Annotated in this window: 23 protein-coding genes; 5 read left to right on the forward strand and 18 right to left on the reverse strand. The window is 73.1% G+C overall.

Features of this window, described 5'->3' with window-relative positions; all coding sequences use genetic code 11:
• Positions 1 to 1263 precede the first annotated feature (1263 nt).
• From ACFYML_RS05715 to ACFYML_RS05725, 3 genes are all read right to left on the reverse strand, one after another.
• A complete protein-coding gene (locus ACFYML_RS05715; protein WP_387419479.1) occupies positions 1264 to 2754 on the reverse strand; it encodes a replication-associated recombination protein A in 1491 nt (496 codons plus the stop codon).
• 75 nt (positions 2755 to 2829) lie between these two features.
• Positions 2830 to 3033 (reverse strand): hypothetical protein, encoded by a 204-nt coding sequence (locus ACFYML_RS05720; RefSeq protein ID WP_387419480.1) that lies wholly within the window; start codon positions 3031 to 3033, stop codon positions 2830 to 2832.
• Between the two features lie 90 nt (positions 3034 to 3123).
• Positions 3124 to 3690, reverse strand: a complete 567-nt coding sequence (locus ACFYML_RS05725) for a GNAT family N-acetyltransferase (RefSeq protein WP_387419481.1) — start codon at positions 3688 to 3690, stop codon at positions 3124 to 3126.
• Positions 3691 to 3716: 26 nt separating this feature from the next.
• Between ACFYML_RS05725 and ACFYML_RS05730 the strand changes: the two genes are divergently transcribed.
• Positions 3717 to 4457, forward strand: a complete 741-nt coding sequence (locus tag ACFYML_RS05730) for a GNAT family N-acetyltransferase (protein WP_387419482.1) — start codon at positions 3717 to 3719, stop codon at positions 4455 to 4457.
• Between the two features lie 271 nt (positions 4458 to 4728).
• Here ACFYML_RS05730 and ACFYML_RS05735 read toward each other — a convergent pair whose 3' ends face one another.
• The 5 genes from ACFYML_RS05735 to ACFYML_RS05755 all read right to left on the reverse strand — a co-directional run bounded on the left by ACFYML_RS05735 (position 4729) and on the right by ACFYML_RS05755 (position 10797).
• Positions 4729 to 6126: an MFS transporter gene (locus ACFYML_RS05735; RefSeq protein ID WP_387419484.1), complete on the reverse strand. Its 1398-nt coding sequence runs from the start codon at positions 6124 to 6126 to the stop codon at positions 4729 to 4731.
• Entirely contained in the window at positions 6123 to 6743 is a 621-nt protein-coding gene (locus ACFYML_RS05740; RefSeq protein ID WP_387419485.1) for an ArsR/SmtB family transcription factor, read from the reverse strand. Before ACFYML_RS05740 ends, ACFYML_RS05735 begins: the two co-directional genes overlap by 4 nt.
• An 86-nt stretch (positions 6744 to 6829) precedes the next feature.
• Positions 6830 to 7639 carry a sugar nucleotide-binding protein gene (locus tag ACFYML_RS05745; protein WP_387419486.1) on the reverse strand — a complete coding sequence of 270 codons (810 nt, stop codon included), beginning with the start codon at positions 7637 to 7639 and terminating at the stop codon, positions 6830 to 6832.
• A 98-nt stretch (positions 7640 to 7737) separates the two neighbouring features.
• Entirely contained in the window at positions 7738 to 9543 is a 1806-nt protein-coding gene (gene aspS, locus ACFYML_RS05750; RefSeq protein WP_387419487.1) for an aspartate--tRNA ligase, read from the reverse strand.
• A gap of 201 nt (positions 9544 to 9744) precedes the next feature.
• Positions 9745 to 10797 carry a S1 family peptidase gene (locus ACFYML_RS05755; RefSeq protein ID WP_387419488.1) on the reverse strand — a complete coding sequence of 351 codons (1053 nt, stop codon included), beginning with the start codon at positions 10795 to 10797 and terminating at the stop codon, positions 9745 to 9747.
• Between the two features lie 246 nt (positions 10798 to 11043).
• Between ACFYML_RS05755 and ACFYML_RS05760 the strand changes: the two genes are divergently transcribed.
• Entirely contained in the window at positions 11044 to 11871 is an 828-nt protein-coding gene (locus ACFYML_RS05760) for a GDSL-type esterase/lipase family protein (protein WP_387419489.1), read from the forward strand.
• Between the two features lie 56 nt (positions 11872 to 11927).
• Here the strand turns inward: ACFYML_RS05760 and ACFYML_RS05765 are convergent, their stop codons facing one another.
• Positions 11928 to 12401, reverse strand: a complete 474-nt coding sequence (locus tag ACFYML_RS05765; RefSeq protein WP_387419490.1) for a winged helix-turn-helix transcriptional regulator — start codon at positions 12399 to 12401, stop codon at positions 11928 to 11930.
• Positions 12402 to 12457: 56 nt separating this feature from the next.
• Between ACFYML_RS05765 and ACFYML_RS05770 the strand changes: the two genes are divergently transcribed.
• Positions 12458 to 12967: a PaaI family thioesterase gene (locus tag ACFYML_RS05770; protein WP_387419491.1), complete on the forward strand. Its 510-nt coding sequence runs from the start codon at positions 12458 to 12460 to the stop codon at positions 12965 to 12967.
• Positions 12968 to 13152: 185 nt separating this feature from the next.
• On the opposite strand, the gene ACFYML_RS05775 is transcribed toward ACFYML_RS05770, so the two are convergent.
• Genes ACFYML_RS05775 through ACFYML_RS05785 form a run of 3 tightly spaced genes read right to left on the reverse strand, consistent with a single transcriptional unit; the run spans position 13153 to position 16257 of the window.
• Positions 13153 to 14088: an acyl-ACP desaturase gene (locus ACFYML_RS05775; RefSeq protein WP_387419492.1), complete on the reverse strand. Its 936-nt coding sequence runs from the start codon at positions 14086 to 14088 to the stop codon at positions 13153 to 13155.
• Positions 14089 to 14139: 51 nt separating this feature from the next.
• Positions 14140 to 15480: a histidine--tRNA ligase gene (gene hisS, locus ACFYML_RS05780; protein ID WP_387419493.1), complete on the reverse strand. Its 1341-nt coding sequence runs from the start codon at positions 15478 to 15480 to the stop codon at positions 14140 to 14142.
• A 57-nt stretch (positions 15481 to 15537) separates the two neighbouring features.
• Complete coding sequence (locus ACFYML_RS05785) at positions 15538 to 16257, reverse strand: MBL fold metallo-hydrolase (RefSeq protein WP_387419494.1); 720 nt, start codon at positions 16255 to 16257, stop codon at positions 15538 to 15540.
• Between the two features lie 261 nt (positions 16258 to 16518).
• On the opposite strand from ACFYML_RS05785, the gene ACFYML_RS05790 reads away from it, so the two are divergent.
• Together ACFYML_RS05790 and ACFYML_RS05795 are read left to right on the forward strand one after the other, a co-directional pair.
• Positions 16519 to 17370: a peptidylprolyl isomerase gene (locus ACFYML_RS05790; RefSeq protein ID WP_387419495.1), complete on the forward strand. Its 852-nt coding sequence runs from the start codon at positions 16519 to 16521 to the stop codon at positions 17368 to 17370.
• 61 nt (positions 17371 to 17431) lie between these two features.
• Positions 17432 to 18271 (forward strand): peptidylprolyl isomerase, encoded by an 840-nt coding sequence (locus ACFYML_RS05795; protein WP_387419496.1) that lies wholly within the window; start codon positions 17432 to 17434, stop codon positions 18269 to 18271.
• 66 nt (positions 18272 to 18337) lie between these two features.
• Here the strand turns inward: ACFYML_RS05795 and ACFYML_RS05800 are convergent, their stop codons facing one another.
• The 6 genes from ACFYML_RS05800 to ruvB form a co-directional block, all read right to left on the reverse strand.
• A complete protein-coding gene (locus ACFYML_RS05800; RefSeq protein ID WP_387419726.1) occupies positions 18338 to 20791 on the reverse strand; it encodes a RelA/SpoT family protein in 2454 nt (817 codons plus the stop codon).
• Between the two features lie 217 nt (positions 20792 to 21008).
• On the reverse strand, positions 21009 to 21575 hold the full coding sequence (locus ACFYML_RS05805; protein WP_073835843.1) for an adenine phosphoribosyltransferase: 567 nt from the start codon (positions 21573 to 21575) through the stop codon (positions 21009 to 21011).
• A gap of 141 nt (positions 21576 to 21716) precedes the next feature.
• Positions 21717 to 22907 (reverse strand): protein translocase subunit SecF, encoded by a 1191-nt coding sequence (gene secF / locus ACFYML_RS05810; protein WP_387419497.1) that lies wholly within the window; start codon positions 22905 to 22907, stop codon positions 21717 to 21719.
• Position 22908: 1 nt separating this feature from the next.
• A complete protein-coding gene (secD, locus tag ACFYML_RS05815) occupies positions 22909 to 24831 on the reverse strand; it encodes a protein translocase subunit SecD (protein ID WP_387419498.1) in 1923 nt (640 codons plus the stop codon).
• 223 nt (positions 24832 to 25054) lie between these two features.
• On the reverse strand, positions 25055 to 25402 hold the full coding sequence (yajC, locus tag ACFYML_RS05820) for a preprotein translocase subunit YajC (RefSeq protein WP_357447685.1): 348 nt from the start codon (positions 25400 to 25402) through the stop codon (positions 25055 to 25057).
• A gap of 137 nt (positions 25403 to 25539) precedes the next feature.
• Positions 25540 to 26604: a Holliday junction branch migration DNA helicase RuvB gene (gene ruvB, locus ACFYML_RS05825; protein WP_387419499.1), complete on the reverse strand. Its 1065-nt coding sequence runs from the start codon at positions 26602 to 26604 to the stop codon at positions 25540 to 25542.
• Positions 26605 to 26617 lie beyond the last annotated feature (13 nt).

Consider the following 26617-nt stretch of genomic DNA (forward strand, 5'->3'; position numbering starts at 1 on the left):
ACGGGGCGGCGCTCTCGGGCGCGGCGCGGCGACCGGCCGGCATCGCTCCGTCGTCGGGCGCGGCGCGGCGACCGGTCGGGGCGCCCGGGTCCTGCGGCCGTCGCCCGGCGGGGGGCACGTCGGACGGGACGTTCGGTACCGGCGGGGCGTTCCCGCTGCGCGGTACCACCACCGGCTGGTCCGGTTCGGCGCGGCGCCGGCCGCCGGCCCGCCCGTCGCCCGGCTCGATGGGGGCGTCCACCCGCGACGTGCCGGCGGTCGGGTCGGGCGCCGCCGGGCCCCGGCGGCGCCGCGGCTCGGGGGCGCCCGGCAGCGGAGCGCCGGTCACCGGGTCGACGGCGGGGCGGCCGGCACCGGGGGCGGCCGTGGCACGGGCCGAGGCCACGCCGGGCCGCCCGGCGTCGGGCTCGGTGCCCTCGGGCAGGGCGCGACGGCCCCCGCCGGACACGGGTCGGACCGCCGGATCGACGCCACCGGCCCGGCCGGGGGACGGGGCGGCGCTCGGTCCGCCGGGCCCGTCGGACCCGTGCCGGCCACGCGGCGTGGGTGGGACAGCGGCCCGTGCCCCCTCCGCTGCCGGGGGCTGCCAGCCGGGACCCGGGGGCGGGGCGGCGGGGGTCCGATCCGGGCCGGGGCCCTGCCCGGCCCGGTTCGGGACGGACCCGCCCGACGGCGCCGTGCGCTGGTCGGGCGGGCCGCTCGTCTGGCCGGGGGCCGGGGGCACCGGTCCCTGCTGGCCGGTCGGCTCGTCTCCGCCACGGCGCGGCGGCCGGGACGGCTCGGCCGGGTGCCGGGTGGGCTCCGGTGCGCCGGGCCAGGGGCCCTCGACGGGGCGGCGTCCGGCGGCGGGGCCGCCGGGGCGGACCGGGGGCGTGGCGGGTCCGGCGCCGGCCGCGCCATGCCGGGCGGGCGGACCGTCGGGCCCGGGCCGGCCGGCGCCGGGCGGCGGCACCGCACCGGGACGGGGACCGTGGGTCGGCTCGGGCGACGGCCCGCTGGGCCGAGGGCCGGGGGCCGCCGGCGGCATCCCGCCGCGCGGGGGCGGCGCGGCGCCGGGGCGGGCACCGGGATCGTCCCCGCCCGGGCCGAGGTCGGCCCGCTGCTGCTTCGCCGTACGCAGGTCGTCGATCCAGCCGAACTCCTCGCCAGCGGTCGCCGCGTCCGGCTCGGCGTCGGCCTTGCCACGCCCCCACCGGCGGCCCTTGGCACGAGGGTCGCGCCGCTCGTCGGGGCCGTCCTCCGGCCGCTCCGGACCACGCGCCATCACTGCTGACCCTCTCCGACGGCGTCACTGCCGCCCTCATTCGCCGCGTTGACCTGCTCGGCGCCGGGCGGGCGACCACCGTTGACGGCGGCCTCCACCCGCGCCGCCGGCGCCGGCAGCCCGCGGACGATCCGGCGGAGCAGCGGCAGCCGGCCGGCCACCGCGCGCTCCGCACCGTGCCCGCTGGGCCGGTAGTAGTCGGTCCCGACGAGATCGTCCGGAGCGTACTGCTGGGTGACCACCCCACGGTGGTCGTCGTGCGGATAGCGGTAGCCGGCGCCATGCCCGAGCCCCCGGGCACCGGAGTAGTGGGCGTCGCGCAGCCCGCGGGGCACCGGTCCACCACGGCCGGCGCGGACGTCGGCGATGGCCGCGCCGATCGCCGTGGTGGCCGAGTTGGACTTCGGTGCGGTGGCCAGATGGATCACCGCCTGAGCCAGGTTGAGCTGCGCCTCGGGCAGCCCGACGTACTCGACGGCGTGCGCCGCGGCGGTGGCGACGGTCAGCGCCGTGGGATCGGCCATGCCGACGTCCTCGCTGGCGAAGATGACCATCCGCCGGGCGATGAACCGGGCGTCCTCGCCGGCCACCAGCATCCGGGCCAGCCAGTGCAGCGCCGCGTCCACGTCCGAGCCGCGCATGCTCTTGATGAACGCGCTGGTCACGTCGTAGTGGGCGTCGCCGTCGCGGTCGTACCGGACGGCGGCGACGTCGACGGCCTGCTCGGCGGTGGCCAGGTCGATCCGCCCGGTGCCGAGCGCGGTGGCGGTGGCGGCCGCCGCCTCCAGCGCGGTGAGCGCCTTGCGTACGTCGCCGCCGGCGAGGCGGACCAGGTGGTCCTCGGCCTCGGTCTCCAGGGTGAGCGCGCCGGCCAGGCCGCGCTCGTCGGCGACCGCGCGGCGCAGCAGGCCACGCACGGCGTCGTCGTCCAACGGCTGCAGGGTCAGCAGGACGCAGCGGGACAGCAGCGGCGAGATGACCGAGAAGTACGGGTTTTCCGTGGTCGCCGCGAGCAGGGTGACCGTCCGGTCCTCCACCGCGGCGAGCAGCGAGTCCTGCTGGGTCTTGCTGAACCGGTGCACCTCGTCGATGAAGAGCACCGTCTGCGGCCCGCCGGAGCGGCGCTGCCGGCGGGCGGCCTCGATCACCGCGCGGACGTCCTTCACGCCGGCCGTCAGCGCGGACATGGCGACGAAGCGCCGGTCGGTGGCCCGGGCCACCAGATGGGCGATCGTGGTCTTGCCGCTGCCCGGCGGCCCCCAGAGGATCACCGACATCGGCGCCGCGCCCTCGACCAACTGGCGCAGCGGCGCGCCCGGGGCGAGCAGGTGGTCCTGCCCGACGAGCTCGTCGATGCTGGCCGGCCGCATCCGAACGGGCAGGGGGGAGTCCGCCCCGACGGTGGTGAACCCGTCGACGCCGCCGGAGCCCGCGGGGGCGCTGGGCGCTCCGGCGGGTTCGCCGAGGGTGAAGAGGGCGTCGGACTCCATCACGAGAACAGTACCGGGCCGGCCCGACGACGCTGGAATCGCGCCGCTGGCCCGGCCCGGGTTGATCGGTTCCGGTCAGCCGCGACCCGGGCGCCGGCCCCGGTACCAACGGCCGCCGCGCGCGCCGGAGCCCACCCCGGCCAGGTAGAGGGCGAGCAGCAGGAAGCCGATCAGGCTGAGGGTCTGCGCGTTGAACAGGTCGGGCGCGCCGAGGTTGGTGTTCAGGAAGTCGAGCAGCAACGCGAAGCCGAACACGACGGCCGCGATTATGGCGAGCATGGTCGTTCCTCCGGTGGGGGTCCCAGTAGGTCGACGACGGATGTACCCGATCGGTCTGTCCGTCAATCTCCACGCTGGACAGGGCTCCGCTCAGCCGACCGACCACGGGTCGGTGGCGAGGACGGCGTAGCGCACGGAGTCCCACCAGGCGCCCCGGACGAAGAAGTGGTCGCGGCTGATCCCCTCCTGCCGCATCCCGACCTTCTCCAGCACCCGCCACGAGGCGGCGTGGTCCGGGCGGGTGGTGGCCTCCACCCGGTGCAGGCCCACCTGCTCGAACGCGAGGCGCAGCAGCAGGCCGGCGACCTCCGTGCCGAGGCCCCGGCCCCAGTGATCCGGGTGGATCACGTACCCGATCTCCCCGCGCCGGTGCTCGGGGCTGGTGACGGTGAGGGTGCCCAGACCGACCACCCGGTCGGCCGAGGCGGCGGCCAGCCGGTACGACAGGCGCGGCGAATCCTGCGCGGCCCGGCGCCACGCCGGCAGGACCGCCTGGATCTCGTCCACCGACGGCGGCGACTCGTCCAGCACCCGCTCGACGACCCGCGGGTCGCTGTACAGCGCGTGCATGGCGACCAGATCGTCGTCGTCCCACTCACGCAGCAGGCAGCGGCGGCCGGGCAGGCGTACCGGGTGTGCGGAGCGAATGCCGGGCATGAGGTCTCCTCTCGTAGGCTGGTCGCATGATCAGTGCCGACCAGGTCCTGGTGGGTCGGGATGCCCTGCTCGCCGCCGCCGGCCACCACCCGTACGCCCGGCACGCCCTGTGGCGGGGCCACGAGGCACGCGGTTGGCGGCGGGACGGTGCGGTGGGCTGGCTGCTGCCGCCGGGCCGGGGCCCGGCCGCCGAGGCGCTCGGGGCGTTGGGTCCGGCGCTGGACGCCTGCGCCGGCCTGGTGGCGGACGGGACCCTGCAGGCCGGGCAGTGGCTGCACCTGCCCCGCACGTCACCGGAGGAGCTGGCCGGCCGGCTGTCCGTGGCCCGCCTCAACAACTGGGACTTCCTCTGGACCGCCACCCCGCCGCCCCGCCAGGCGGAGGAGGAACGGGTGGTCCGCCTCACCGAGGCCGACCACCCGGCCCTGGCTGCGCTGATCGAGGCGTCCTTCCCCACCACGACCACCCGTCCCGGCGACCCGCGGGTCGTCGACTGGTACGGCATCCGCGACGGTGATCGCCTGGTGGCCTGCGGTGCCGACCGCAGCCGGGGCGACATCGGCTTCCTGGCCGGGCTGACCGTGGCGGCCGACCGCCGGGGCCGTGGCCTCGGCGCGGCGCTCACCGCCGGGATGACCCGCGCCCTCTTCGCCCGGTACGACCACGTGGCGCTCGGCGTCTACACGGACAACGTCGCCGCGATCCGGCTCTACCGTCGCCTCGGCTACACCGGCGCTGAGCCCCGAAGCTCCGTCCACCTCGGCTGAGGACGGCCGCACGACCCGCCTGCGCGGGCGCCGCCACGCGCCGTCCCGGCCCCCCGGCACCGCCAGGTCGCCGACCCGGGGGCATCCCCACCCACTCGACACCGCCACCTCGCCGACCTGGCGTCCCGGCCCGCCCGACGCCGACAGATCGCCGAGTTGGCGTCCCGGCTCGCCCGACGCCCGCAGGTCGGCGAGTTGGCGGCGGTCCGGCACGCCGGACACCGCCAGGCCAGTGACCTGGCGGTGTCCGGACCGGGCGGCCTCGGGCACGTCAGCCCGCCCGGACCGGGCCGGCCGTCGGGGCGACCGGCGCGTCGCCGACGGGCGCCGCCGGCACCGGGCCGGCGCCCGGAAGGCCCGGGCCGGAGGCGGGATCGTCCGGGCCGGAGGCGAGATCGCCCGCGCCGGAGGCGGTCTCCTCCGCCACGCTGCGGGCGGACCGGCTGGCCCGCCAGGCCGGCAGGTACAGCGGGGCGGCCAGCGCCAGCACCACCGCGCCGACCAGCATGGCGAGGCTGACGCTGCTGCGGTCGGCCAGCGCGGTCAGGATGACCGCGCCGAGCGCGAAGCCCGGTTGGCCCATCATCGAGTTCAGCGAGATGACGCTGGTCCGGTACGGCCCGTCGACCTGGCGGTGCAGCAGACCCATGTGCAGCGGGTTGGACGCCCCGTGCACGGTGTAGCAGGCCAGGTAGGCGACGAGCACCCCGACCGGGCCGGCGAGCAGGCCCATCCCGACCACGGTCGCGCCCTGGAGCACCCGCATGAGGGCGGCAGCGGGGGCGGCGCCCAGCCGGCGCAGCAGGAACGGGGTGAGCGCGGCGCCGGCCGCGTTGGCCAGCCAGGCCGCCGAGCTGGCCGGGCCGAGCAGAACGGCCGCCCGGTCGGCGTTCCCGACCACCTCGGCGAGGCGGACCGGCAGCAGCGACTCGAAGGTGACCATGCCGAAGCTCCAGAACAGCTCGACGGCGACCAGGGCGAGCAGCACCCGGGACCGGCGCAGCAGGCCGATCGCCTGCCCGACCATCCGGGGCGCCTCGACCACCGAGGCGCGGAGCGCGGCAGCGCCCTTGGCCGGCCGGGTCTCCACCAGCAGGACCAGCAGCGCGACCAGCGACACGCCCTGCAGGACGAGGGCCACCAGCACGGGCACGGTCAGCGCGCTGACCGGGCCGACCGGGCCGAGCGCGATCAGGCCACCGCTGAGCAGCGCGCCGGCGCCGATGGCCAGGCCGCTGACGGTGCCGGCGTGACCGAGGCCGCGCTCGTACTCGGCGTCCGGGTCGGCGGCCAGGGCGGCGTCGACGTACCAGGACTCCAGGGGGCCGCTGTCCAGCGCCCGGTAGACGCCCTGCAACGCGCAGACCAGGAAGAGGAGCCAGAACGAGTCGCCCACGGCGAAGAGGGCCAGCGAGATCAGGCTGATCACCCAGGCGGTGACGAGCACCGGCTTGCGGCCGAGCGCGTCGGCGAACCCGCCGGTGGGCAGCTCCAGCGCGAGGACGACCAGGCCCTGCGCGGTGGCCGCCAGGCCGATCTGGGCGAGCGACAGGCCGCGCTCCTGCATCAGCAGGATCATCACGGGGATCAGCAGGCCGCTGGGCAGCCAGCGCAGCCCGTAGAGGGTGAGGTAGCGGAACCGGACCTGGCGTACGGACAGCGTGCTCATCGCTCCTCCTCGGACGGCGGGTCGGCGAGCCGCAGGTCCGCCAGCAGCGGCAGCGCGGCGAGGAAGATCTGCACCTGCTCGGCACCGGGCTCCGTGGGATCGGCCTCCGCGCGGTAGCGGTCGAGGATCTGCCACACCTCGGTCTGCAGCGCCGCAAGTCGTGTCGACGGGATGGTCATGAAGATGTCACCCATGCCGAACGCGTCCCGCCAGGCCGGGGACCACTCGTGCTGGACGGCGAGCCACTTCTCGGCGTGCTCGACGAAGTGCCGCACCTGGTTCCCCTGGATCCAGTCGATCGCGGCCCGGGCGTCCGGGTCGTCGTCGAAGTCGGTCGGCTCCCAGTTGGTGACGTCGTGCGCGGCCCGCCAGAACCGCTGCCGGCCGGTGCCGAGATCCGGGTCCTCGGCGACCAGCCCGACCTCGGCGAGCTGGCGCAGGTGGTAGCTGGTCGCCCCGGTGTTGGTGCCGAGCAGCTCGGCGAGGCGCGTGGCGGTGGCGGGTCCCTTCACCCGCAGCGCTCCGAGCAGTCGGGTCCGCAGCGGGTGCGCCAGGGCGCGTACCTGCCGGTGGTCGAGCCGCACCTCGCGAGGCGCCGGCCTTCTGTCGTTCCCCATGGATGCACAATATCTGTGCACACTTTCTATGCACAAGAGTTGTGCATAGAAAGTGTGCATGGTCCGACAGGGGCACCGGACAGGCGTCAGGCGAAGAGTTCGGTGACGCCGCGCAGGCGGGTACGGAGCAGGCCGGCGGCGCGGGAGGAGTCGAGGCGTACCTCGGTGGGGTGCTGCCGGCCGGTGGCGACGCTGGTCGTGGTCTTCAGGCCGGCCGGGTCGAGGCCGAGGTGCCGGGCGACCAGGAGGCCCAGCTCGGCGCGGCTGACCGGGTCCGGTCCGGCCACGTTGAGCAGGCCGGCGTACCCGGAGGGCAGCAGCTCCAGCACCGCGGCGGCGAGATCCACCACGTCCACCGGGCAGCGGAGCTCGTCGGTGAAGAGGGCGGCCCGGCCGGCGAGCGCGTCCCGGCAGAGCTGGATCTGCTTGCTCCCCTCCCCCACGATCAGCGAGGTACGCACCAGCACCGCACCCGGGTCGAGCGCCCGCACCGCGGTCTCCGCGGCCGCCTTCGCGGCCCCGTACGCGTTCACCGGGGTGGGCACGTCGTCGTCCCGGTACGGCGCCGGGCGCCCGCCGTGCGGCGCGTCGCTGGACAGGTGCACCAGGCGGGCGCCCACCTCGGCCGCAGCGGCCGCGACGTGGGCCGCCCCGTCGGCGGTCACCGTCCAGTCGTCGTAGCGGTAGGGGGTGGCGACGACGGCGTCGGGGCGTACCTCGGTCAGCAGCGCGCGGACGGCGGACCGGTCGGTGACATCGAGCCGGCGGGCGGCCACGCCCGGCACCGCGACGGCGGCCGAGTGCCAGGTGCCGACCACCCGCTGTCCCGCCGCCACCGCCTGCCGGCACACCTCCGCGCCGAGAAACCCGCTGGCCCCCACCACGAGCAGCGTCACGCCGTCCGCCTCTCCGACTCGTCGATCATGAGGCTAGCGGGGCGACACGCCGAAGCGGTGCCCGCCAACCTCATGATCAACGGCGCGAAGCATCAGGATCAGGTCGGGTCGGCGACCGGCGCCACCGGGCCGGCGGTGCCGGCGTGCGGGCCGGTGGCGGCCTTCGGCTTGGCGTCGACGCCCGCCTCGGCCCGCTGCTGCGCGGTGATCGGCGTGGGTGCGCCGGTCAGCGGGTCGAAGCCACCCCGGGTCTTCGGGAAGGCGATGACCTCGCGGATCGAGTCGGCGCCGGCCAGCAGCATGCAGATCCGGTCCCAGCCGAAGGCGATGCCGCCGTGCGGCGGCGGGCCGTACTTGAACGCCTCCAGCAGGAAGCCGAACTTGTCCTGCGCCTCCTCCGGGGAGATGCCGAGCAGGTCGAAGACCCGCTGCTGCACGTCGCCCCGGTGGATACGGACGGAGCCGCCGCCGATCTCGTTGCCGTTGCAGACGATGTCGTACGCGTAGGCCAGGGCCCGGTCGGGCGCCTCCTCGAACCGGTCCACCCAGTCGGCGTTGGGCGAGGTGAACGGGTGGTGCACGGCCGTCCAGCCGCCCTCGTCGGTGCGCTCGAACATCGGCGCGTCGACCACCCAGCAGAACGCCCAGGCGGTCTCGTCGATCAGGTTGGCCCGCTTGGCGATCTCAATCCGGGCGGCACCCAGCAGCTCCTGCGCCTCGCGGGTGTTGGTGCTGGCGGCGAAGAAGACGGCGTCGCCCGGCTTGGCGCCGACCGCGTCGGCCAGCCCGGCGAGGTGCGCCTCGGAGAGGTTCTTGGCCACCGGGCCGCGCGCCTCGCCGGTCTCCGCGTCGAGCACCACGTAGGCCAGGCCGCGGGCGCCGCGCGCCTTCGCCCAGTCCTGCCAGCCGTCCAGCTCCTTGCGGCTCTGCGCCGCGCCGCCCGGCATCACCACCGCGCCGACGTAGCCGCCCGCGTCGATGGCGCCGGCGAACACCCGGAACTCGGTGCCGCGCAGGTAGTCGGTCAGCTCGGTCAGCTCGACGCCGTAGCGCAGGTCCGGCTTGTCCGAGCCGTAGCGGGACATAGCGTCGTGCCAGGTGATCCGGGGGATGGGCCGGGCGATCTCATGGCCGGCCAGGTCCGACCAGAGCGCCGAGACGATCGACTCACCGAGCTCGATGACGTCGTCCTCGGTGACGAAGGACATCTCGATGTCGAGCTGGGTGAATTCCGGCTGCCGGTCGGCGCGGAAGTCCTCGTCCCGATAGCAGCGGGCGATCTGGTAGTACCGCTCCATCCCGCCGACCATGAGCAGCTGCTTGAACAGCTGCGGCGACTGCGGCAGCGCGTACCAGCTGCCGGGCTGGAGGCGGACGGGGACCAGGAAGTCGCGGGCGCCCTCGGGGGTGGAGCGGGTCAGGGTGGGGGTCTCGATCTCCAGGAAGTCCCGCTCGTTCAGCACGGTGCGGGCGAGCTGGTTGGCCCGCGAGCGCAGCCGCATCGCCTTGGCCGGGCCGCTGCGGCGCAGGTCCAGGTAGCGGTACTTGAGCCGGATGTCGTCGCCGGCCTCGATCTGGTCGTCCACCGGCAGCGGCAGCGGCGCGGCCTCGGAGAGCACCTCCAGCTCGCTCGCGGTCACCTCGACCTCGCCGGTGGGCAGGTCCGGGTTCTCGTTGCCCGCGGGGCGGCGGGTCACCTCGCCGGTGACCTTCACGCAGAACTCGTTGCGCAGCGCGTGCGCGTCCTCCTCCCGGAAGACCACCTGGACCACGCCGGAGCCGTCGCGCAGGTCGACGAAGATGACACCGCCGTGGTCGCGCCGGCGGGCCACCCACCCGGCGAGCGTCACCGTCGAGCCGGCGTCCGCGGCGCGCAGGCTTCCGGCGTTGTGGGTACGGATCACGGCTTGCGTCTCCTCATCTGCGGTACACGTCTGCTCCCCGCATTCTGTCAGGGTGGCCCGGTCCCCACCGCCACCGGGCGCGGTTGCGGACCGGGGAAGGTCCTTTCCTGACGCAGGCGTCCTGCCCCGCACGCCCGGCCCAAGACACGGAGAGCGGGCCGCCGGAGGCCGGCGACCCGCTCTGCGCGGTGTCGATCAGGGTCAGATGATGCTGACGCCGTAGACGCTCATCGGCTCAGTGACCGGCTGGAAGTAGGTCGTGCCGCCGGTGCGGCAGTTGCCGCTGCCACCGGAGGTGAGGCCGACGGCGCTGCTGCCGCTGAACAGCGAGCCGCCGCTGTCGCCGGGCTCGGCGCAGACGTTGGTGCGGATCAGGCCGGAGACGCTGCCCTCGGCGTAGTTGACGGTGGCGTTGGTCGCCTGGACGCTGCCGCCCCACAGGCCGGTGGTGCTGCCGGAGCGGGTCACGCTCATGCCGACGTACGCGTTGGCGGCGCCGGTGACGTCCCGGTAGGTGCCGTTCCACAGGTAGACGTTGCCGGTCGCGTTGGCGGAGTTGCTGTGCCGGACGATGCCGTAGTCGTTGCCCGGGAAGCTGGTGCCCGCGCGGGTGCCGAGGACGCTGGTCTGGCCGGAGTTCGAGTACCAGGTCGAGGCGATGTTGGTGCAGTGGCCGGCGGTCAGGAAGTAGGTGGTGCCGGAGCTGCTGCGGACGTTGAAGCCGAGGGAGCAGCGGCCGCCGCCGGCGGCGTAGATCGCCTGGCCGCCGGAGATCCGGGTGCTCAGCACGCCGGGCTCGGCCTCGATCCGGACCGTCCCGCCGGTGCGCGCGGCGGCAGCCTTGACCCGCTCCAGCTTGGCGCCGGTGACGGTGCTGTCGACCGAGACCACGACCTGGTTGGTGGCCGCGTCGACCCACCAGGCGGTGCCCGGGATCTTGGCGGACCGCTCCAGCTCGTCGGTGGCCGCCTTGAGCTTGTTCGCCCCGCGGGTGACGAGCTTCGGGGTGGCGCCGGCGGCGCGGACCTGGCGGGCGGCCGCGGCGTCGGTCACCGCGACGACCATCTTGCCGCCGTCGGCGTACGTGCCGGCGGCGCGGTCGCCCAGCTTGGCGACGAGCGCGGCGGCGGCGTCCGGGGACGCGGGCGAGGCGGGGGCCGCCTGGGCGGGTGCGCCGAGCAGCGAGCCCGTGACCAGGGTGCCGGCCACGGCGACAGCAGCGGCGCGAAGGAGCGAGGACCTCGTGGGTCGCATGTAACAACCTCCAAGGAGGGGGTGACGGGCGCCGTCATACGGACGCGCCCGAGGACAACCCGGCCGACCTGGGGGAACCGGCCGAGTGACCAAAGTATTCACATATTTAAGATCCTGCGCAAGGCGTCATTTTGCCCGAATTGGCCTCGCCCGAAAAGCAAACAGTACGCAACATTGTGGACACAGGGCGTCGTCTATACCATCAGGCCACCGCAGCACGCCGGCACCCGTGATCCGGAGGCCACCATGACCCTCGTCCGACGCGCGCTGGCCACCCTCGCCAGCGCCACCGCCCTCGTCCTGCTCGCCGCCACCCCCGCGGTCGCCGCCGGCCCGCCGCCGAACTCGATGGCCAGCCTGGGCGACTCGATCACCCGTGGCTTCAACGCCTGCGGCTGGTATGTCGACTGCACCGCACGGTCGTTCAGCACCGGCGACGACGCCGGCGTGAACAGCCACTACCTGCGGATTCGCGCGGTCAACCCGGGCATCCAGGGCCGCAACCACAACGACGCGAAGACCGGCGCCAAGTCCGCCGACATGTACGGCCAGGCGGGCACCGCGGTCAGCCAGGGCGTCGAGTACGTCACCATGCTCATCGGCGCCAACGACGCCTGCACCAGCTCGGAGTCCACGATGACCCCGGTGGCCACCTTCCGGGCCAACATCGACAGCGCCCTCACCCGGATCAAGGCCGGCCTGCCGAACGCCCGGGTCGCCATGATCAGCATTCCGGACATCCACCGGCTCTGGTACGTCGGCAAGGACAGCGGCAGCGCCCGCAGCGCCTGGTCGGCCTTCGGGATCTGCCAGTCCATGCTGGCCAACCCGACCTCGACCGCGCAGGCGGACGTGGACCGGCGGGCCCGGGTCCGGCAGCGGGTGATCGACTACAACACCCAGCTCGCCCAGGCCTGCGCCGGGTACGGGGCGAACTGCGACTTCGACGACAACGCGGTGTTCAGCTACCCGTTCGTGTTGAGCCAGGTCTCCGGCTGGGACTACTTCCACCCGAACACCAGCGGGCAGGCGGTGCTCGCCAGCGTCTCGTACGCCAACGGCTTCGGCTGGTAGTCCCTCCCCCGCCCGGCGCGCGGCCCCGTCCGGTGGTCCGCGCGCCGGGTCACGCCTCAGCTCCGGCGGCGCGCCCCCGGCCCGGGGCGGGGTAACACGTCACGCGGTTCGGTCACCTCGTGCCCCTCGGCGCAACGCAGCGCGACCCGGACCTCGGCCCCGCAGCCCCGGTGGGTCACCGTCAGCGGCGAACCGTCCGGATCGGCCAGGTAGCGGTCGCCCCAGCCGAGCACCGCCACCAGCACCGGCCACAGGTCGAGCCCCTTGTCGGTGAGCCGATACTCGTGCCGCATCCGGCTGCCCGGCTCCCGGTACGGCACGCGGCGCAGGACACCCTGCTCGACCAGCATGGCGAGCCGGTTGGTGAGCACCTGCCGGGGAATGCCGGTGCGGACCCGCATGTCGTCGAAGCGGCGTACGCCGTTGAAGACCTCGCGGAGCACGACCAGCGTCCACCGCTCGCCGAGGATGGCCATCGCGCGGGCGATGGTGCAGTTCTCCACCGACCAGTCCAGTGCCGCGGGTCTCATGCCGACCAGGCTAGGTCTGATTGACAGACTCAGCAACGCGCTGCGAGGCTGGGTCCATGACACAGACGCAGGACCGCAGCCGCACCTTCTCCTGGTCCGACCCGCTGGCCGGAGCTGCGCACGTCGGTCGGCGCAGCGGCCTGGAACTGCTGCGGGCGATGATCGCCGGGGAGCTGGCCGCGCCGCCGATCATGCACCTGATCGACATGGCCCGGATGGCGGCGGACGAGGGCCGGGTCACCGTCGAGCTGGTGCCGCAGGAGTTCCACTACAACCCGCTCGGCACGGTGCACGGTGGAGTGATCTCCACCCTCCTCGACACCGCCGCCGGGTGCGCCGTCCACAGCACGTTGCCGGCCGGCGTCGGCTACACCTCGCTCGACCTGAACGTGAAGTTCCTCCGGCCGGTCACGGTCGACAGCGGCCGGCTGCGCTGCGCGGGCACCGTGCTCCAGCGCGGCCGGCGTACCGCCCTGGCCGAGGCGCGCCTGACCGACACGAAGGACCGCCTCATCGCCCACGCCACGTCGTCCTGCCTGCTCTTCCCGCTCGACGCCCCCGGCTGACCCGGCGGGCACACCCATCCGCGCCGCCTCGCCCCGCCCGCGCCGCCGCCATGGCCACTCTTTCCGGAAAGGGTGGCCATGGCCCTCGGCATGAGCCCCTCTTTCCCGGAAACTGCGCCCTCGTTGAGGCGAGGCGGGTGCGGCAGGGCGAGGCGGGCGGGGAAGGGGCAGCGGGCGGGAGCGGGTCAGCGGGCGAGGGTGAGACGGGCGGCGCGGGCGGCGCGCTTCTCCTCGAAGCGGGCCGCCTGGGCCTCCAGGGTGTCGAGGTGGGCGGCGATCTGGTCGCGGGCGGCCTCGCCGTCGGCGTCCAGCCCGGTCGCCTCGAAGAGGTTCCACTGCCGCAACACCGGAACGACCACCTCGTCCCGGTGCTGGCGCAGGTCGTAGATGCCGGCCAAGGCGATGGCCACCGACTTGCGGGCGAAGCCCTCGATGCCGACGCCCGGCATCTGGAAGTCGGCCAGCACGTCGGCGACCGCCCGCATGGCCTGGCTCGGCGCCAGCTCGAAGGCCGCGCCGAGCAGGTTGCGGTAGAAGACCATGTGCAGGTTCTCGTCGGCCGCCACCCGGGCCAGCAGCGCCTCGCAGGTCGGGTCACCGGTGGCCCGACCGGTGTTGCGGTGCGAGATGCGGGTGGCCAACTCCTGGAACGAGACGTACGCCAGCGAGTGCAGCACCTCGTCGCCGTGCGTGTTGTGGTAACCCGCCGACATGTGCACCATCCGGGCCCGCTCCAGCGCCACCGGATCGACCGCCCGGGTCACGGTGAGGTAGTCGCGGATGGCGGTGCCGTGCCGCCCCTCCTCGGCGGTCCACCGGTGCACCCAGGTGCCCCACGCGCCGTCCCGCCCGAAGAGGGTGGCGATCTCGTGGTGGTACGAGGGCAGGTTGTCCTCGGTGAGCAGGTTGACGATCAGCGCGGTCCGGGCCACCTCAGGCAGCGTGGAGTCCGTCTCCGCCCACGGTTCCCCGCCGAGCGGGCCGTCGAAGGTACGCCCCTCGCTCCACGGCACGTACTCGTGCGGGAACCACTCCTTCGCCAGCGACAGGTGGCGGTCGAGGTTCTTCTCGACCACGGATTCGAGTTCGTGGAGGAGGGCGGTCTGGCTGAGCACGGTCACGACGTTCTCCCTACGGTGGCGTAACTTACGCCACCGTAGGTCCAATCGTCGTCAGGCGCCAGTCGAGGCGGGTCCCACCAGCGGCTTCAGGTCCGCCCGCGGCGGCATCCACTCGCCCGCCGCCGCGGCCACCTGCTCGCCCGAGCGGATGTCCTTCACCTGGTCGCCCTCGGCGCCGGGGAACCAGACGTACGGGATGCCGCGCCGCTCGGCGTACCGGATCTGCTTGCCGAACTTGGCGGCGCTCGGCGACACCTCGGTGGGGACGCCCCGGGAGCGCAGCGCCTCGGCGACCTGGTTGCTCGCCGGCCGCTCGTCCTCGGCGGTGACCGCGACCAGCACGCAGGTCGGCACGCTGCGGGAGACCGACAGCGCCTCGGCGCCGAAGAGCAGGCCGAGCAGGCGGGTCACCCCGATCGAGATGCCCACCCCGGGGAAGCGGACGGTGCCGGAGCTGGCCAGGTTGTCGTACCGGCCGCCGGAGCAGATCGAGCCGAACCGCTCGTAGCCGATCATCTGCGTCTCGTAGACCGTGCCGGTGTAGTAGTCCAGGCCGCGGGCGATGCGCAGGTCGGCGACGCAGAGGCCGGGCGAGTGCGCGGCGGCGGTCTCCACCACGGCGACCAGCTCCGCGATGCCCTCGTCCAGCAGTGGGTCGCTCACCCCGAGGGCGCGCACCGCGTCGGCGAAGGAGGCGTCCGGCGCGGAGATCTCGGCCAGGGCCAGGCACGCCTTGGCCTGCGCCTCGCTCGCCCCGGCGGTCTGCGCCAGCAACTCGGCCACCCGGGTCGGGCCGATCTTGTCGAGCTTGTCGACCGCGCGCAGCGCCGCCTCCGGGTCGGTCAGCCCGATGCCCCGGTAGAAGCCCTCGCAGATCTTGCGGTTGTTGACCTGGATCCGCACCGGCGGGATCGGCAGCGAGCGCAGCGCGTCACCGATCACCAGCGGCATCTCGGCTTCGTAGTGGGCCGGCAGGGTGTCCCGGTCGACGATGTCGATGTCGGCCTGGAGGAACTCGCGGTAGCGCCCCTCCTGCGGCCGCTCCCCCCGCCACACCTTCTGGATCTGGTAGCGGCGGAACGGGAACTGCAGCTTGCCGGCGTTCTCCAGCACGTAGCGGGCGAACGGCACGGTCAGGTCGAAGTGCAGGCCGAGCGCGTCGTCGCCGGTCGCCCCCTCCGGGTCGGCCTGGAGCCGGCGCAGCACGTAGACCTCCTTGGAGGTCTCCCCCTTGCGCAGGAGCTGGTCCAGCGGCTCGACCGAGCGGGTCTCCAGCGGGGCGAAGCCGTACAGCTCGAAGGTGGCCCGGATCCGGTCGAGGACGAACTGCTCGATCATCCGCTGGGCTGGCGTCCACTCCGGGAAGCCGGAGATGGGCGTGGGCTTGCTCATGGCGTACTCCTTGAATCCGCGCCGGCGGCGCGGTGCGGGCGTGGGCCGCGGCCGGGGCTACAGGCCGCGGGTGGGCGCGGCCGGGCGCGCGCCGCCGGTCCCCGCCACCTCGATGAGGTACGGGTTGCTCGCGCGCTCGCGGCCGATGGTGGTCGCGGGGCCGTGGCCGGGCAGGACGACGGTGTCGTCGGCCAGCGGGAGGACCTTCTCCCGGAGGCTGGCCAGCATGCTGGGCATGCTGCCGCCCGGCAGGTCGGTGCGGCCGATCGAGCCGGCGAAGAGCACGTCACCGGAGAGGCAGATCTGCTCGGCCTCCCAGGGCGAGCCGGCGCCGGGCAGCCGGAACAGCACCGACCCGCCGGTATGGCCGGGCGCGTGGTCGACGGTGATCTCCAGGCCGGCGAGGCTGAGCGTGGCGCCGTCGGTCAGCTCGGCCACGTCCTCCGGCTCGGCGTACGGCAGCCGACCGCCGAAGAGCTGGGTGAGGTCCATGGAGAGCGCCTTCGCCGGGTCGGCGAGCAACTCCCGGTCGTCCGGGTGGACGTAGGCGGGGATGCCCCGCGCGCCGCAGACCGGCGCCACGGAGAAGGTGTGGTCGAGGTGGCCGTGGGTGAGCAGCACGGCGGCCGGGTGCAGGCGGTGCTCGGCGAGCACGGCGTCGAGCCGGTCGAGCACCCCGATGCCGGGGTCGACCACCACGCACTGCTCCCCCGGCGCGGTCGCCACCACGTAGCAGTTGGTGCCGAAGGCGTCCGCGGGAAAGCCGGCCACGAGCACGTCCGCTCCCCTTCCGTTCGAGTCGTCGTCCCCGTCAGCAGCCTAGTCGCCCCGGCCACCGGGTTCCGTCGACCCACTCGTCCCACCGGCCCCGCCGGACCCACCGACAAACGTCCGATAGACCCCTGCCCCGACCTCGTACACCACTTTCCCAGCCGGTACCCGTACACTCTGGCGGGCGTGTGGCGTGGCGCACCTTCCGCCGGACGGCCGGACGGCGCCCCCGCGGGCGAGGACCAGGGTAGAGGAAGGGGAGCACGGGTGGCTTCCAGCAGGGACCGGCAGCGCAAACTGGCGCGGGCCAAGCTCGACCGGCAGCTCGCCCGGCGGGCCGCCGCCGCGAAGCGCCGCCGGCAGATCCAGGCCGGCGTCGGCACCGCGATCGTGCTCGCGCTGATCGTGGTCGGTTCGGCCTGGGCGCTCGGCGCGTTCGACTCGAAGCCGGAGCCGAAGGCCGCCGAGGACGTCTGCGCCTGGACCCCGCAGGACGCCGGTGCCAACACCAACCTCAAGGACGTCGGCACGCCGGCCACCACCGGGCTGCCGACCGCCGGCACGCGCAGCATGACGGTCACCACCAACCAGGGTGCCCCGGTCACCGCCGAGCTCGACCTCACCGCGGCGCCGTGCGCGGCGGCGAGCATCTCGTTCCTGGCCGGCAAGGCGTTCTACGACAACACCAAGTGCCACGAGATCACCGCCGAGGGCGCGCTGCGCTGCGGCGACCCGAGCGGCACCGGCATCGGCGGCCCGACGTACTCGTTCTACGACGAGAACGTCCCGGCCGCCCCGGAGCCGAGCCCGTCCGCCTCGCCGGCCCCGAACGAGCCCCCGGCGTACCCGAAGGGCACGGTCGCCATGATCGCCAGCCCGCCGGGCGCCAACGGCAGCCAGTTCCTGATCTTCTTCAAGGACTTCAACCCGGACAAGCCGGCCTACCCGGTCATCGGCAAGGTCACCGGTGGGCTCGACGTGGTGGAGAAGATCGGTGCCCTGGAGACCGTGGACAATGGGAGTGGGGCCAAGGTCAAGCCCAAGACGGACGTGGTGATCCAGAGCCTCACCGTCGGCGAGCCGAACGCCGCGCCGGCGGCGAGCCCCAGCGCCGGCTGACCCGGCGCCCCACCCGAACAGCAGCGGCAGCGCCGCACGAAGAGCACCGTAAGGAGTGACCGTGACGTCCACGAGGGAGCGGCAGCGCGCGGCGGCGCGGGCCCGACTCGAGCGGGAGATGGCCGAACGCGCCGGCAGGGCCCGCAAGCGCCGGCAGACGCAGGCCATCGTCGGCGCCGCGGCCGTGCTGGTGCTCGTGGTCGCCGGCACCGTCTGGCTGGCCACCTCGCTCGGCGGCGACAAGAAGCAGAACACGGCTGCCAACACCGAGGGCTACGCCCAGTGCGCCTACACCGAGGTGCCCAAGGATGCCCGGTCCAAGCAGATCAAGGATGTCGGGCTGCCCGCGAACCAGCAGGACAACAAGGGCACCCAGACGATGACGATCGACACCAACCTGGGTGCGATCACCGCCAAGATCGACCGGAGCAAGGTGCCCTGCACCGCCGGCAGCTTCACCCACCTGGCCAGCAAGGGCTTCTTCGACAAGACCAAGTGCCACCGGCTGGTGACCCAGGGCATCCAGGTGCTGCAGTGCGGCGACCCGAGCGCGACCGGCAACGGTTGGCGGGAGACCGACGGCACCGGCGGCCCGAGCTACAACCTGGCCGAGGAGAACCTGCCCACCGACAAGCGGCCGCCGTACCCGGAGGGCGTCATCGCGATGGCCAACTCGGGCCAGCCGGGCAGCACCGGTAGCCAGTTCTTCATCGTCTACGGCGACTCCCAGCTCGACCCGAACTACACCGTGCTGGGCACCATCACCGGCGGCATGGACGTGGTCAAGCAGGTCGCGGCGGCCGGCGACGACGGCGCCTTCGCCCAGCAGGCCGGTGGCGGCCACCCCAAGAAGGAGGTCGTCATCAACAAGCTGGCGATGAGCGACATCCAGGGCGGCTGACCCCGTACGACGCACACGAAAGCGCCCGCCGGCTGACGCCGGCGGGCGCTTTCGTGTGTCGGTGTCTCAGGCCCCCGACGTCACCCGGTAGGCGTCGAAGACCCCGTCGACCTTGCGGACTGCGGCCAGCAGGTGCCCGAGGTGCTTCGGGTCGGCCATCTCGAAGCTGAACCGACTCACCGCCACCCGGTCCCGGGTGGTGGTGACGGTGGCGGAGAGGATGTTGACCCGCTCGTCGGAGAGCACCCGGGTGACGTCGGCCAGCAGCTTGTGCCGGTCCAGCGCCTCCACCTGGATGGCGACCAGGAACGTCGAGGCGGAGGTGAGCTTCCAGTTCACCTCGACCACCCGCTCGCTCTGGGCCTTGAGGTCCTCGGCGTTGGCGCAGTCGTCGCGGTGCACGCTCACCCCGCCGGAGCGGGTGACGAAGCCGAACACGGCGTCCGGCGGCACCGGCGTGCAGCAACGGGCCAGCTTGATCCATACGTCGCTGACGCCCCGGACCACCACGCCCGGGTCGTGACTGCTGGACCGGCTGCGCGGCGGCCGGGTGGCGACGGCCGTCTCGGCGATGTCCTCGGCCGCGCCCTCCTCGCCGCCGTACGTGGCCATCAGCTTCTGCACCACCGACTGGGCGGAGACCTGGCTGTCGCCGACCGCGGCGTAGAGCGAGGCGACGTCGGCCAGGTGCAGGTCCCGGGCGATCGCCATCAGGTTGTCGGAGGTGAGCATCCGCTGCAACGGCATGCCCTGCTTGCGCATCGCCTTGACGATCGAGTCCTTGCCGGCCTCAATCGCCTCCTCGCGCCGCTCCTTGTTGAAGTACTGGCGGATCTTGGTGCGGGCGCGCGGGCTCTTGACGAAGCCGAGCCAGTCCTGGGTCGGGCCGGCCGTGTCAGACTTCGAAGTGAAGATCTCGATCACGTCGCCGTTGGACAGCGTCGACTCCAGCGGCACCAGCTTGCCGTTGACCCGGGCGCCGATGCACTTGTGCCCGACCTCGGTGTGCACCGCGTACGCGAAGTCCACCGGCGTGGACCCGGTCGGCAGCGGGATGACGTCGCCCTTCGGGGTGAAGACGTACACCTCCTGGCTGGACAGGTCGAACCGGAGCGCGTCGAGGAACTCGCTCGGGTCGGCCGCCTCCCGCTGCCAGTCGAGCAGCTGGCGCAGCCAGGTCATCTCGTCGATGTGCGCCGGCGGGCCGACGATCTGGGTGCCCTTGTGCTCCTTGTACTTCCAGTGCGCGGCGATGCCGAACTCGGCGGTCCGGTGCATCGCGTACGTGCGGATCTGCATCTCCACCGGCTTGCCGGTAGGCCCGATGACCGTCGTGTGCAACGACTGGTACATGTTGAACTTGGGCATGGCGATGTAGTCCTTGAACCGGCCCGGCACCGGCTGCCAGTTGGCGTGGATGACCCCCAGCGCCGCGTAGCAGTCCCGCACCGTGTCGACCAGGATCCGCACGCCGACCAGGTCGTAGATGTCGTTGAAGTCGCGACCCCGCACGATCATCTTCTGGTAGATCGAGTAGAGGTGCTTCGGCCGCCCGGTGACCTCCGCCTTGATCTTGGCGGCCTTCAGGTCGGTGCCGACCTTCTGGGTCACCTGGCGCAGCAGCGCCTCCCGCTGCGGCTGGTGCTCCCCGATGAGGCGGTTGATCTCCTCGTACCGCTTCGGGAACAGCGTGCCGAAGGCGAGATCCTCCAGCTCCCACTTGATGGTGTTCATACCGAGGCGGTGCGCCAGGGGGGCCAGGATCTCCAGCGTCTCCTTCGCCTTCTGCTCCTGCTTGGGCCGGGGCAGGAAGGTGAGGGTACGCATGTTGTGCAGCCGGTCGGCCAGCTTGATCACCAGGACCCGGGGGTCCTTGGCCATGGCGACGACCATCTTGCGGATCGTCTCCGCCTTGGCCGCGTCGCCGAGCTTGACCTTGTCGAGCTTGGTCACGCCGTCGACCAACAGGGTGACCTCGGGACCGAAGTCGGCGCGCATCTGGTCGAGGGTGTATTCCGTGTCCTCGATCGTGTCGTGCAGCAGTGCCGCCACCAGGGTGGTGGTGTCCATCCCGAGGTTGGCCAGGATGGTCGCCACCGCCAGGGGATGGGTGATGTACGGGTCGCCGGACTTGCGGTACTGACCCGAGTGCCAGCGCGCGGCGGTGTCGAACGCCCGCTGGAGCAGCCGGGCGTCGGCCTTCGGGTGATTCTCCCGGTGGGTGGCGATCAGCGGCTCGAGCACCTCGCTGACCTGCGAGGTCTGCCACGGCGCGTTGAACCGGGCCAGCCGGGCACGCACCCGGCGGCCGGTCGGGGCGTTGGAGAGCGCGAAGCCGCCGCCGGGGGACGGATCACCCGCGTCGGTCCGCAACGGCACCACGACCGCCCCGGACGACGCACCGCCGTCCGTCCTGGCGTCAGGCCCGCCGCCGGGGCCGGTCACCCGGGCCGGCGGGTTGCCGCTCCGCTCGGTCACCGAGCCGTCCGCGTCGCCTGTCGGGTGCACCGTGCCCTCCACCGGAGGGACGACATCGTGGGACACCGGCCTCCTCACCGCTCGCCGGGATGCGCCGACCGTCCGGCCGACGTCCTGTACAACCGGCCCGGGGGCCGGCGTTGTTCCGCGCCGACCCGCCACCCCGCCCGGTCGGCAAAGGGCAATGCTACCCGTACGCAGGGTCCCCCGCCCCTCCGCCGGACGGACCGCGCCGGGGCGGCCCGACCGGTCCTGCGGGTCAAACGGTCAGCAGGGCATGGACCGGACGCGGCGCGAGCCGCTCCCGGCCCTTGAGGAACCCCAGCTCCAGCAGCACGGTGAAGCCGGCGACCGTGCCGCCGGCCCGCTCGACCAGGTCGAGGGTGGCCTCGGCGGTCCCGCCGGTGGCGAGCACGTCGTCCACCACCAGAACCCGGTGGCCGGCGGTGAAGGCGTCCTGGTGCACCTCCAGGGTCGCCTCGCCGTACTCCAGCGCGTACGAGGCGGCGTGCGTCGCGCGGGGCAGCTTGCCGGCCTTGCGCACCGGCACCACGCCCACCCCGGACGCGTACGCGATGGCCGCGGCGAGCACGAACCCACGCGCCTCGATGCCGGCCACGGAGTCGAACGAGTCCCGCCCGTGGTACGCGATGATCCCGTCGATCACCTCGCGGAAGACGGCACCGTCGGCGAAGAGCGGCATCAGGTCCTTGAACATGACCCCGGGCTGGGGGAAGTCCGGTACGTCCAGCACCCGGCTGGCGACCAGCTGGGCGACCTCGGGGCCGCTGTCTCCCCGTACCCCGGTGGTGTGGGTCTCCGTCACGGTACGTCCCATGTCCCTTCGAAACGACGACGGCGTCCGTCATGCTGCTCGCACAGCATGACGGACGCCGTCCGGTCGATTCCTACCGGGTGTCCCCGGGCAGGTCGGCGACGCGGGCGCGCCGCCGGAAGGTTGCCCCGGTCAGCGGCGCTTGGCGCCGCCCGGCCGGTTGCCCCCGCCCCCGGGGCGGCCGCCGCGGGCACCGGTGGGACGCTTGCCCGCCGGCCGGGCGCCCACCTTCGGCGCGGCGCCGGCGAGGGCCGCCGCCTCCGGGTCGATGGCGTCGCCGTCGCCGGCCGCCACGGCCCGCGGCGCGCCCTTCGGGGCGACCTCGCCCCGGGCGATCGCGCCGCGCCGGGCCAGCACCCGCTTGTTGTGCGCGCTGATCCGCAGATCCTGGTTCTTCATCAGCACCAGCAGCGGGGTGGCCAGCAGGATCGAGGTCAGGAAGGCGACGGCCATACCGACGAAGAGCACCAGACCGAGGTCCTTGAGCGTGCCGGCGCCGAGCAGACCCGCCCCGATGAACAGCAGACCACCGACCGGCAGCAGGGCGACCACCGAGGTGTTCAGCGACCGCATGAGGCTCTGGTTGAGCGCCAGGTTGGACGCCTCGCCGTAGGTCATGTTGTTGTTCGCGGTGATGCCGCGGGTGTTCTCCTGGACCTTGTCGAAGACCACCACCACGTCGTAGAGCGCGAAGCCCAGGATGGTGAGGAAACCGATGATCGTCGACGGGGTGACCTCGAAGCCGACCAGCGAGTAGATGCCGGCGGTGAGGACCAGGTTGGTCAGCAGCGAGGCGATCGCCGCGGCCGCCATCCGCCACTCGAAGCGCAGGACCAGGTAGACCGCCACCACCGCGATGAAGATCAGCAGACCGAGCAGCGCCCGCGAGGTGACCTGGCTGCCCCAGGCCTCGGAGACCTGGCTGCCGCTGATCTGGTCGGCGTTGATGCCGAACTCCTGGGCCATCTCGGTCTTGACCGCGTTGGCCTGGTCGGCGCTGAGCTGCGAAGTGCGCATCTCGTAGTACTCGCCGCTGGTGCTGCCGACCTTCTGCGCGGTGACCACCTCGACGCCGCCGCCCTTGGCCGCCAGCGCCGCGTTGACCTTCTGCTCGGCCTGGTCCAGGGTGCCGACGCTCGCCGGCACCTGGAACGAGTTGCCACCGGCGAACTCGATGCCGAGTTTGAAGCCCTGGATGGCGAAGCTGAGCACGGCGACCAGCACCAGCACACCGGCGACGCCGAACCACAGCTTGCGCCGGCCGACGATGTTGAGATCGGCCTCGCCCCGGTAGAGCCGGGACGCCAGACCAGTCTTAGCCATCTCAGGCCTCCTTGACGCGCGGGTTGCGGGCGGTGGCCTGCTCGGCCGACCGGGCCGGCAGGGCCCGGCCGAGACCGCTGACCCGCGGGGACAGGAACGCCCGGGTCCGGGCGAACATCGTCATGATCGGGTGACGGAAGAGGAAGACGACGACCAGGTCGAGGACGGTCGCCAGGCCGAGCGCGAAGGCGAAGCCCTTCACCGCGCCGACCGAGACGAGGTAGAGCACCACGGCCGACATCAGGGTGATGGCGTTCGCCGAGATGATCGTCCGACGGGCCCGGATCCACGCCCGCGGCACCGCGCTGCGTGGGCTACGTCCCTCCCGGATCTCGTCCTTGAGCCGCTCGAAGTAGATGACGAACGAGTCCGCCGCCACACCGAGCGAGACGATCATGCCGGCGATGCCGGCGAGGGTGAGGGTGAACCCGATCGACCGGCCGAGTACCACCAGCGCGCCGAAGACCAGCAGCGCCGAGAGCACCAGGCTCAGGAAGATGACCGAGCCGAGCAGCCGGTAGTAGAAGAACGAGTAGATGATGACCAGCAGCATGCCGATGCCGGCCGCGAGCAGGCCCGCCTTGAGGTGGCTGTCGCCCAGGGTCGCGGTGACGTTCTGCGCTTCAGCCTGGTTGAAGGTCACCGGCAGCGCGCCGTAGCGCAGCTGGCTGGCCAGCTGGTTGGCGGTCTTGCTGTCGAAGCTGCCGCTGATCTGGGAGTCGCCGGTCAGCACGCCCTGGATCTCCGGGGACGAAATGATCTCGTTGTCCAGCACCACGGCGACCCGGCACTTGCCGTCCTGGCCGAGCGCGGTCTGGTCGCAGGCCTGGCCCTCGTTGGTGAACGACTCACGGGTCAGCGCGGTCCACTTCTCCTGGCCCTTGCCGGTGAAGTTCAGGCTCACCACCCAGGAGCTGGTCTGGTCGAGCTGCGCGGACGCGTTCTTGACGTCGGTGCCGACCACCTTGGCCTTGTCCAGCAGGTACTTGGCGCCGGCCTCGCAGGCGACCGCCTGCTGGTTCTCGTCCTTGATCGACGCCGGCGGCCGCTTGTCGAGCTGGGCGCAGGTGATGGTCGGCACGTTGTACTGCATGTCGACCGGCAGCACCGCGATCTCCTGCGGGGCGAGGGTGCCGAACGGCTTGAGCTTCTCGGCGAGCGACGGATCCGCCGTGACATCGGCCGGGGCCTTCAGGCCGGTGGCGGCGGACCACGCGGCCGCGCCGACCTTCTGCTCGACGGCCTTGCGCTGCTCCTCGATGCTCTGCGGCACCGGGGCGGCGCTGGCGCTCGGGCTCGGCGCGGCGGCGCTCGGCGAGGCCGACGGGGTCGGCGCGGCGGCGCTGGCGCTCGGCGTCGGGACCATGCCGCCCTGCCCACCGGCGCTCGGCGACGCGGTCGCCTGCGGCGCGGCGCTGCCCGACGGCGCCGGGGCGGCGCTACCCGACGGGGCGGGGGTGGCGCTGCCCGACGGGGCCGGGGTGGCGCTGGCGCTCGGGGCCGGCGCGACGGTGGCGCCGCTGCCGTCGGTGGCCTTGAGGACCTTGCGGAAGCGCAGCTCGGCGGCGCTGCCGACATCGGTCAGGTCCCGGTTCTGGCCGGGCAGGGAGATGACGATGTTGCGGTTACCCTCGGTGACCACCTCGGCCTCGGCCACGCCGTACGCGTTGACCCGGTTCTCGATGATCTGGCGCGCCTCCTCGAGGTTGGCGGCCGTCGGGGGCTTGCCGTCCACGCTGTTGGTGGCCTCCAGCGTCACCCGGGTGCCGCCGATCAGGTCCAAGCCGAGCCGAGGCTCCAGCCGGTCCTTCCAGCCACCGCTGGCGCCGCCCGAGAAGAACACCAAAAGATAGAGGACGACGAAGACGAGCCCGAGCACGGCGAGCTGCCGTCCGGGGCGCATCTGTCCCTGAGGTGGTGCCACGGCTGTCCTGTCTCCCTGTACGGTCGCGCCGCTGAGCAGCGGCGACGAATGTCGGGCCGGGGGTGTCCGCCCGACGGCTCTGACGGGTCGACGCCGCCGGCCGACACGCCACCCGGTTACGACGCGGCGGCGCCGGCCGGAATTCCCGTGCGTGTCGGCGCCGGGCGCCGACCCAACTATCCACTTGTGCGGGTGAATCCGCTGCCCCGTCCGGGGCCGGCGGTCACTCCTTGACGGTCTCCACGTCCTCGGCGGCCGGCTCGATCGTCTCGGGGCGCTCGGCCTGCTTGACCACTCGGGCGACGGCCGGGCGCGCATACCGGGTCTGCACGCCCGGGGCGATCTCCAGCAGGACCGTCTCGTCCTCGACGGCGGTGACCGTGCCGTGGAGCCCACCGATGGTGACGACCTCGTCGCCCGGGCCGAGCGCGGACTGCATCTGCTCAGCCTCGCGGCGCCGCTTCTGCTGGGGGCGGATCATCATGAAGTACATGACCCCGAAAAGCAGAGCGATCATGAGGATCGGCGTCAGACTGCCGGCTCCCCCGCCACTCGCTGCTGCGTAAAGCACGGTTGTTGACCTTCCCATTGGCCTCCCGACCGGCACAAGGGGCGCCGGAGCGGAGGCGGATTCTCACGTCCTGTAGACCGCGCGAAGTCTAGTCCCTGCACCTGGGAACACCGAATGCGACCCAGATCACGTTCGGATCACGGCGTTTCAGGCTGCGCGGAGAACAGATCGGGCACGGGCGGGGCGTCGGTGCCAAATGTACCATTCGGCGGCGTACGCCCCAGATGGTGCCAGGCAGCCTCGGTGGCGACCCGACCCCGCGGCGTACGCGCCAGCAGCCCCGCGCGCACCAGGAACGGCTCGCAGACCTCCTCGACCGTGTCGGGCTGCTCCCCCACCGCCACGGCGAGGGTGGAGAGCCCCACCGGTCCGCCCCGGAACGAGTCGACCAGCGCGATGAGCACCGCCCGGTCCAGCCGGTCCAGCCCGAGCGCGTCGACGTCGTACACGGTCAGGGCGGCCTGGGCGGTCTCCCGGGTGACCACGCCGTCGGCCCGGACCTCGGCGAAGTCGCGGACCCGGCGCAGCAGCCGGTTGGCGATCCGGGGCGTCCCCCGCGACCGGCCGGCGATCTCGGCGGCGCCCTCGTCGGTGATCGGCACGCCGAGAATGCGCGCCGAGCGGCGCAGCAGGGACTCCAGGTCGGCCGGGGCGTAGAAGTCGAGGTGGGCGACGAAGCCGAACCGGTCCCGCATCGGCCCGGTGAGCAGGCCGGAACGGGTGGTCGCGCCGACCAGGGTGAACGGCTCCACGTCCAGCGGGATCGCGGTCGCGCCGGGGCCCTTGCCGACCACCACGTCGACCCGGAAGTCCTCCATCGCGCTGTAGAGCAGCTCCTCAGCCGGCTTGGCGATCCGGTGGATCTCGTCGATGAACAGCACGTCGCCCTCGGCGAGGCTGGTCAGGATGGCGGCCAGGTCGCCGGAGCGCTCGATGGCCGGCCCGCTGGTCACCCGGATCCCCGAACCCAGCTCGGCCGCCACGATATTGGCCAGGGTGGTCTTACCCAAGCCGGGCGGCCCCGACAAGAGGATGTGGTCGGGCGGGGAGCCGCGCCGCATCGCGCCCTTGAGCAGCAGGTCGAGCTGGTCGCGGACCCGGTGCTGGGCGATGAACTCGTCGAGCCGCTTAGGCCGGACGCTGGCTTCCGCGTCCAGTTCCGCGTCGCTGACGAAGGCCGAGACCAGGTTCTCCCCCGTCATGAGTTGATCTTCA

Source organism: Micromonospora sp. NPDC007230, from assembly GCF_042869115.1.
Lineage (GTDB): Bacteria > Actinomycetota > Actinomycetes > Mycobacteriales > Micromonosporaceae > Micromonospora.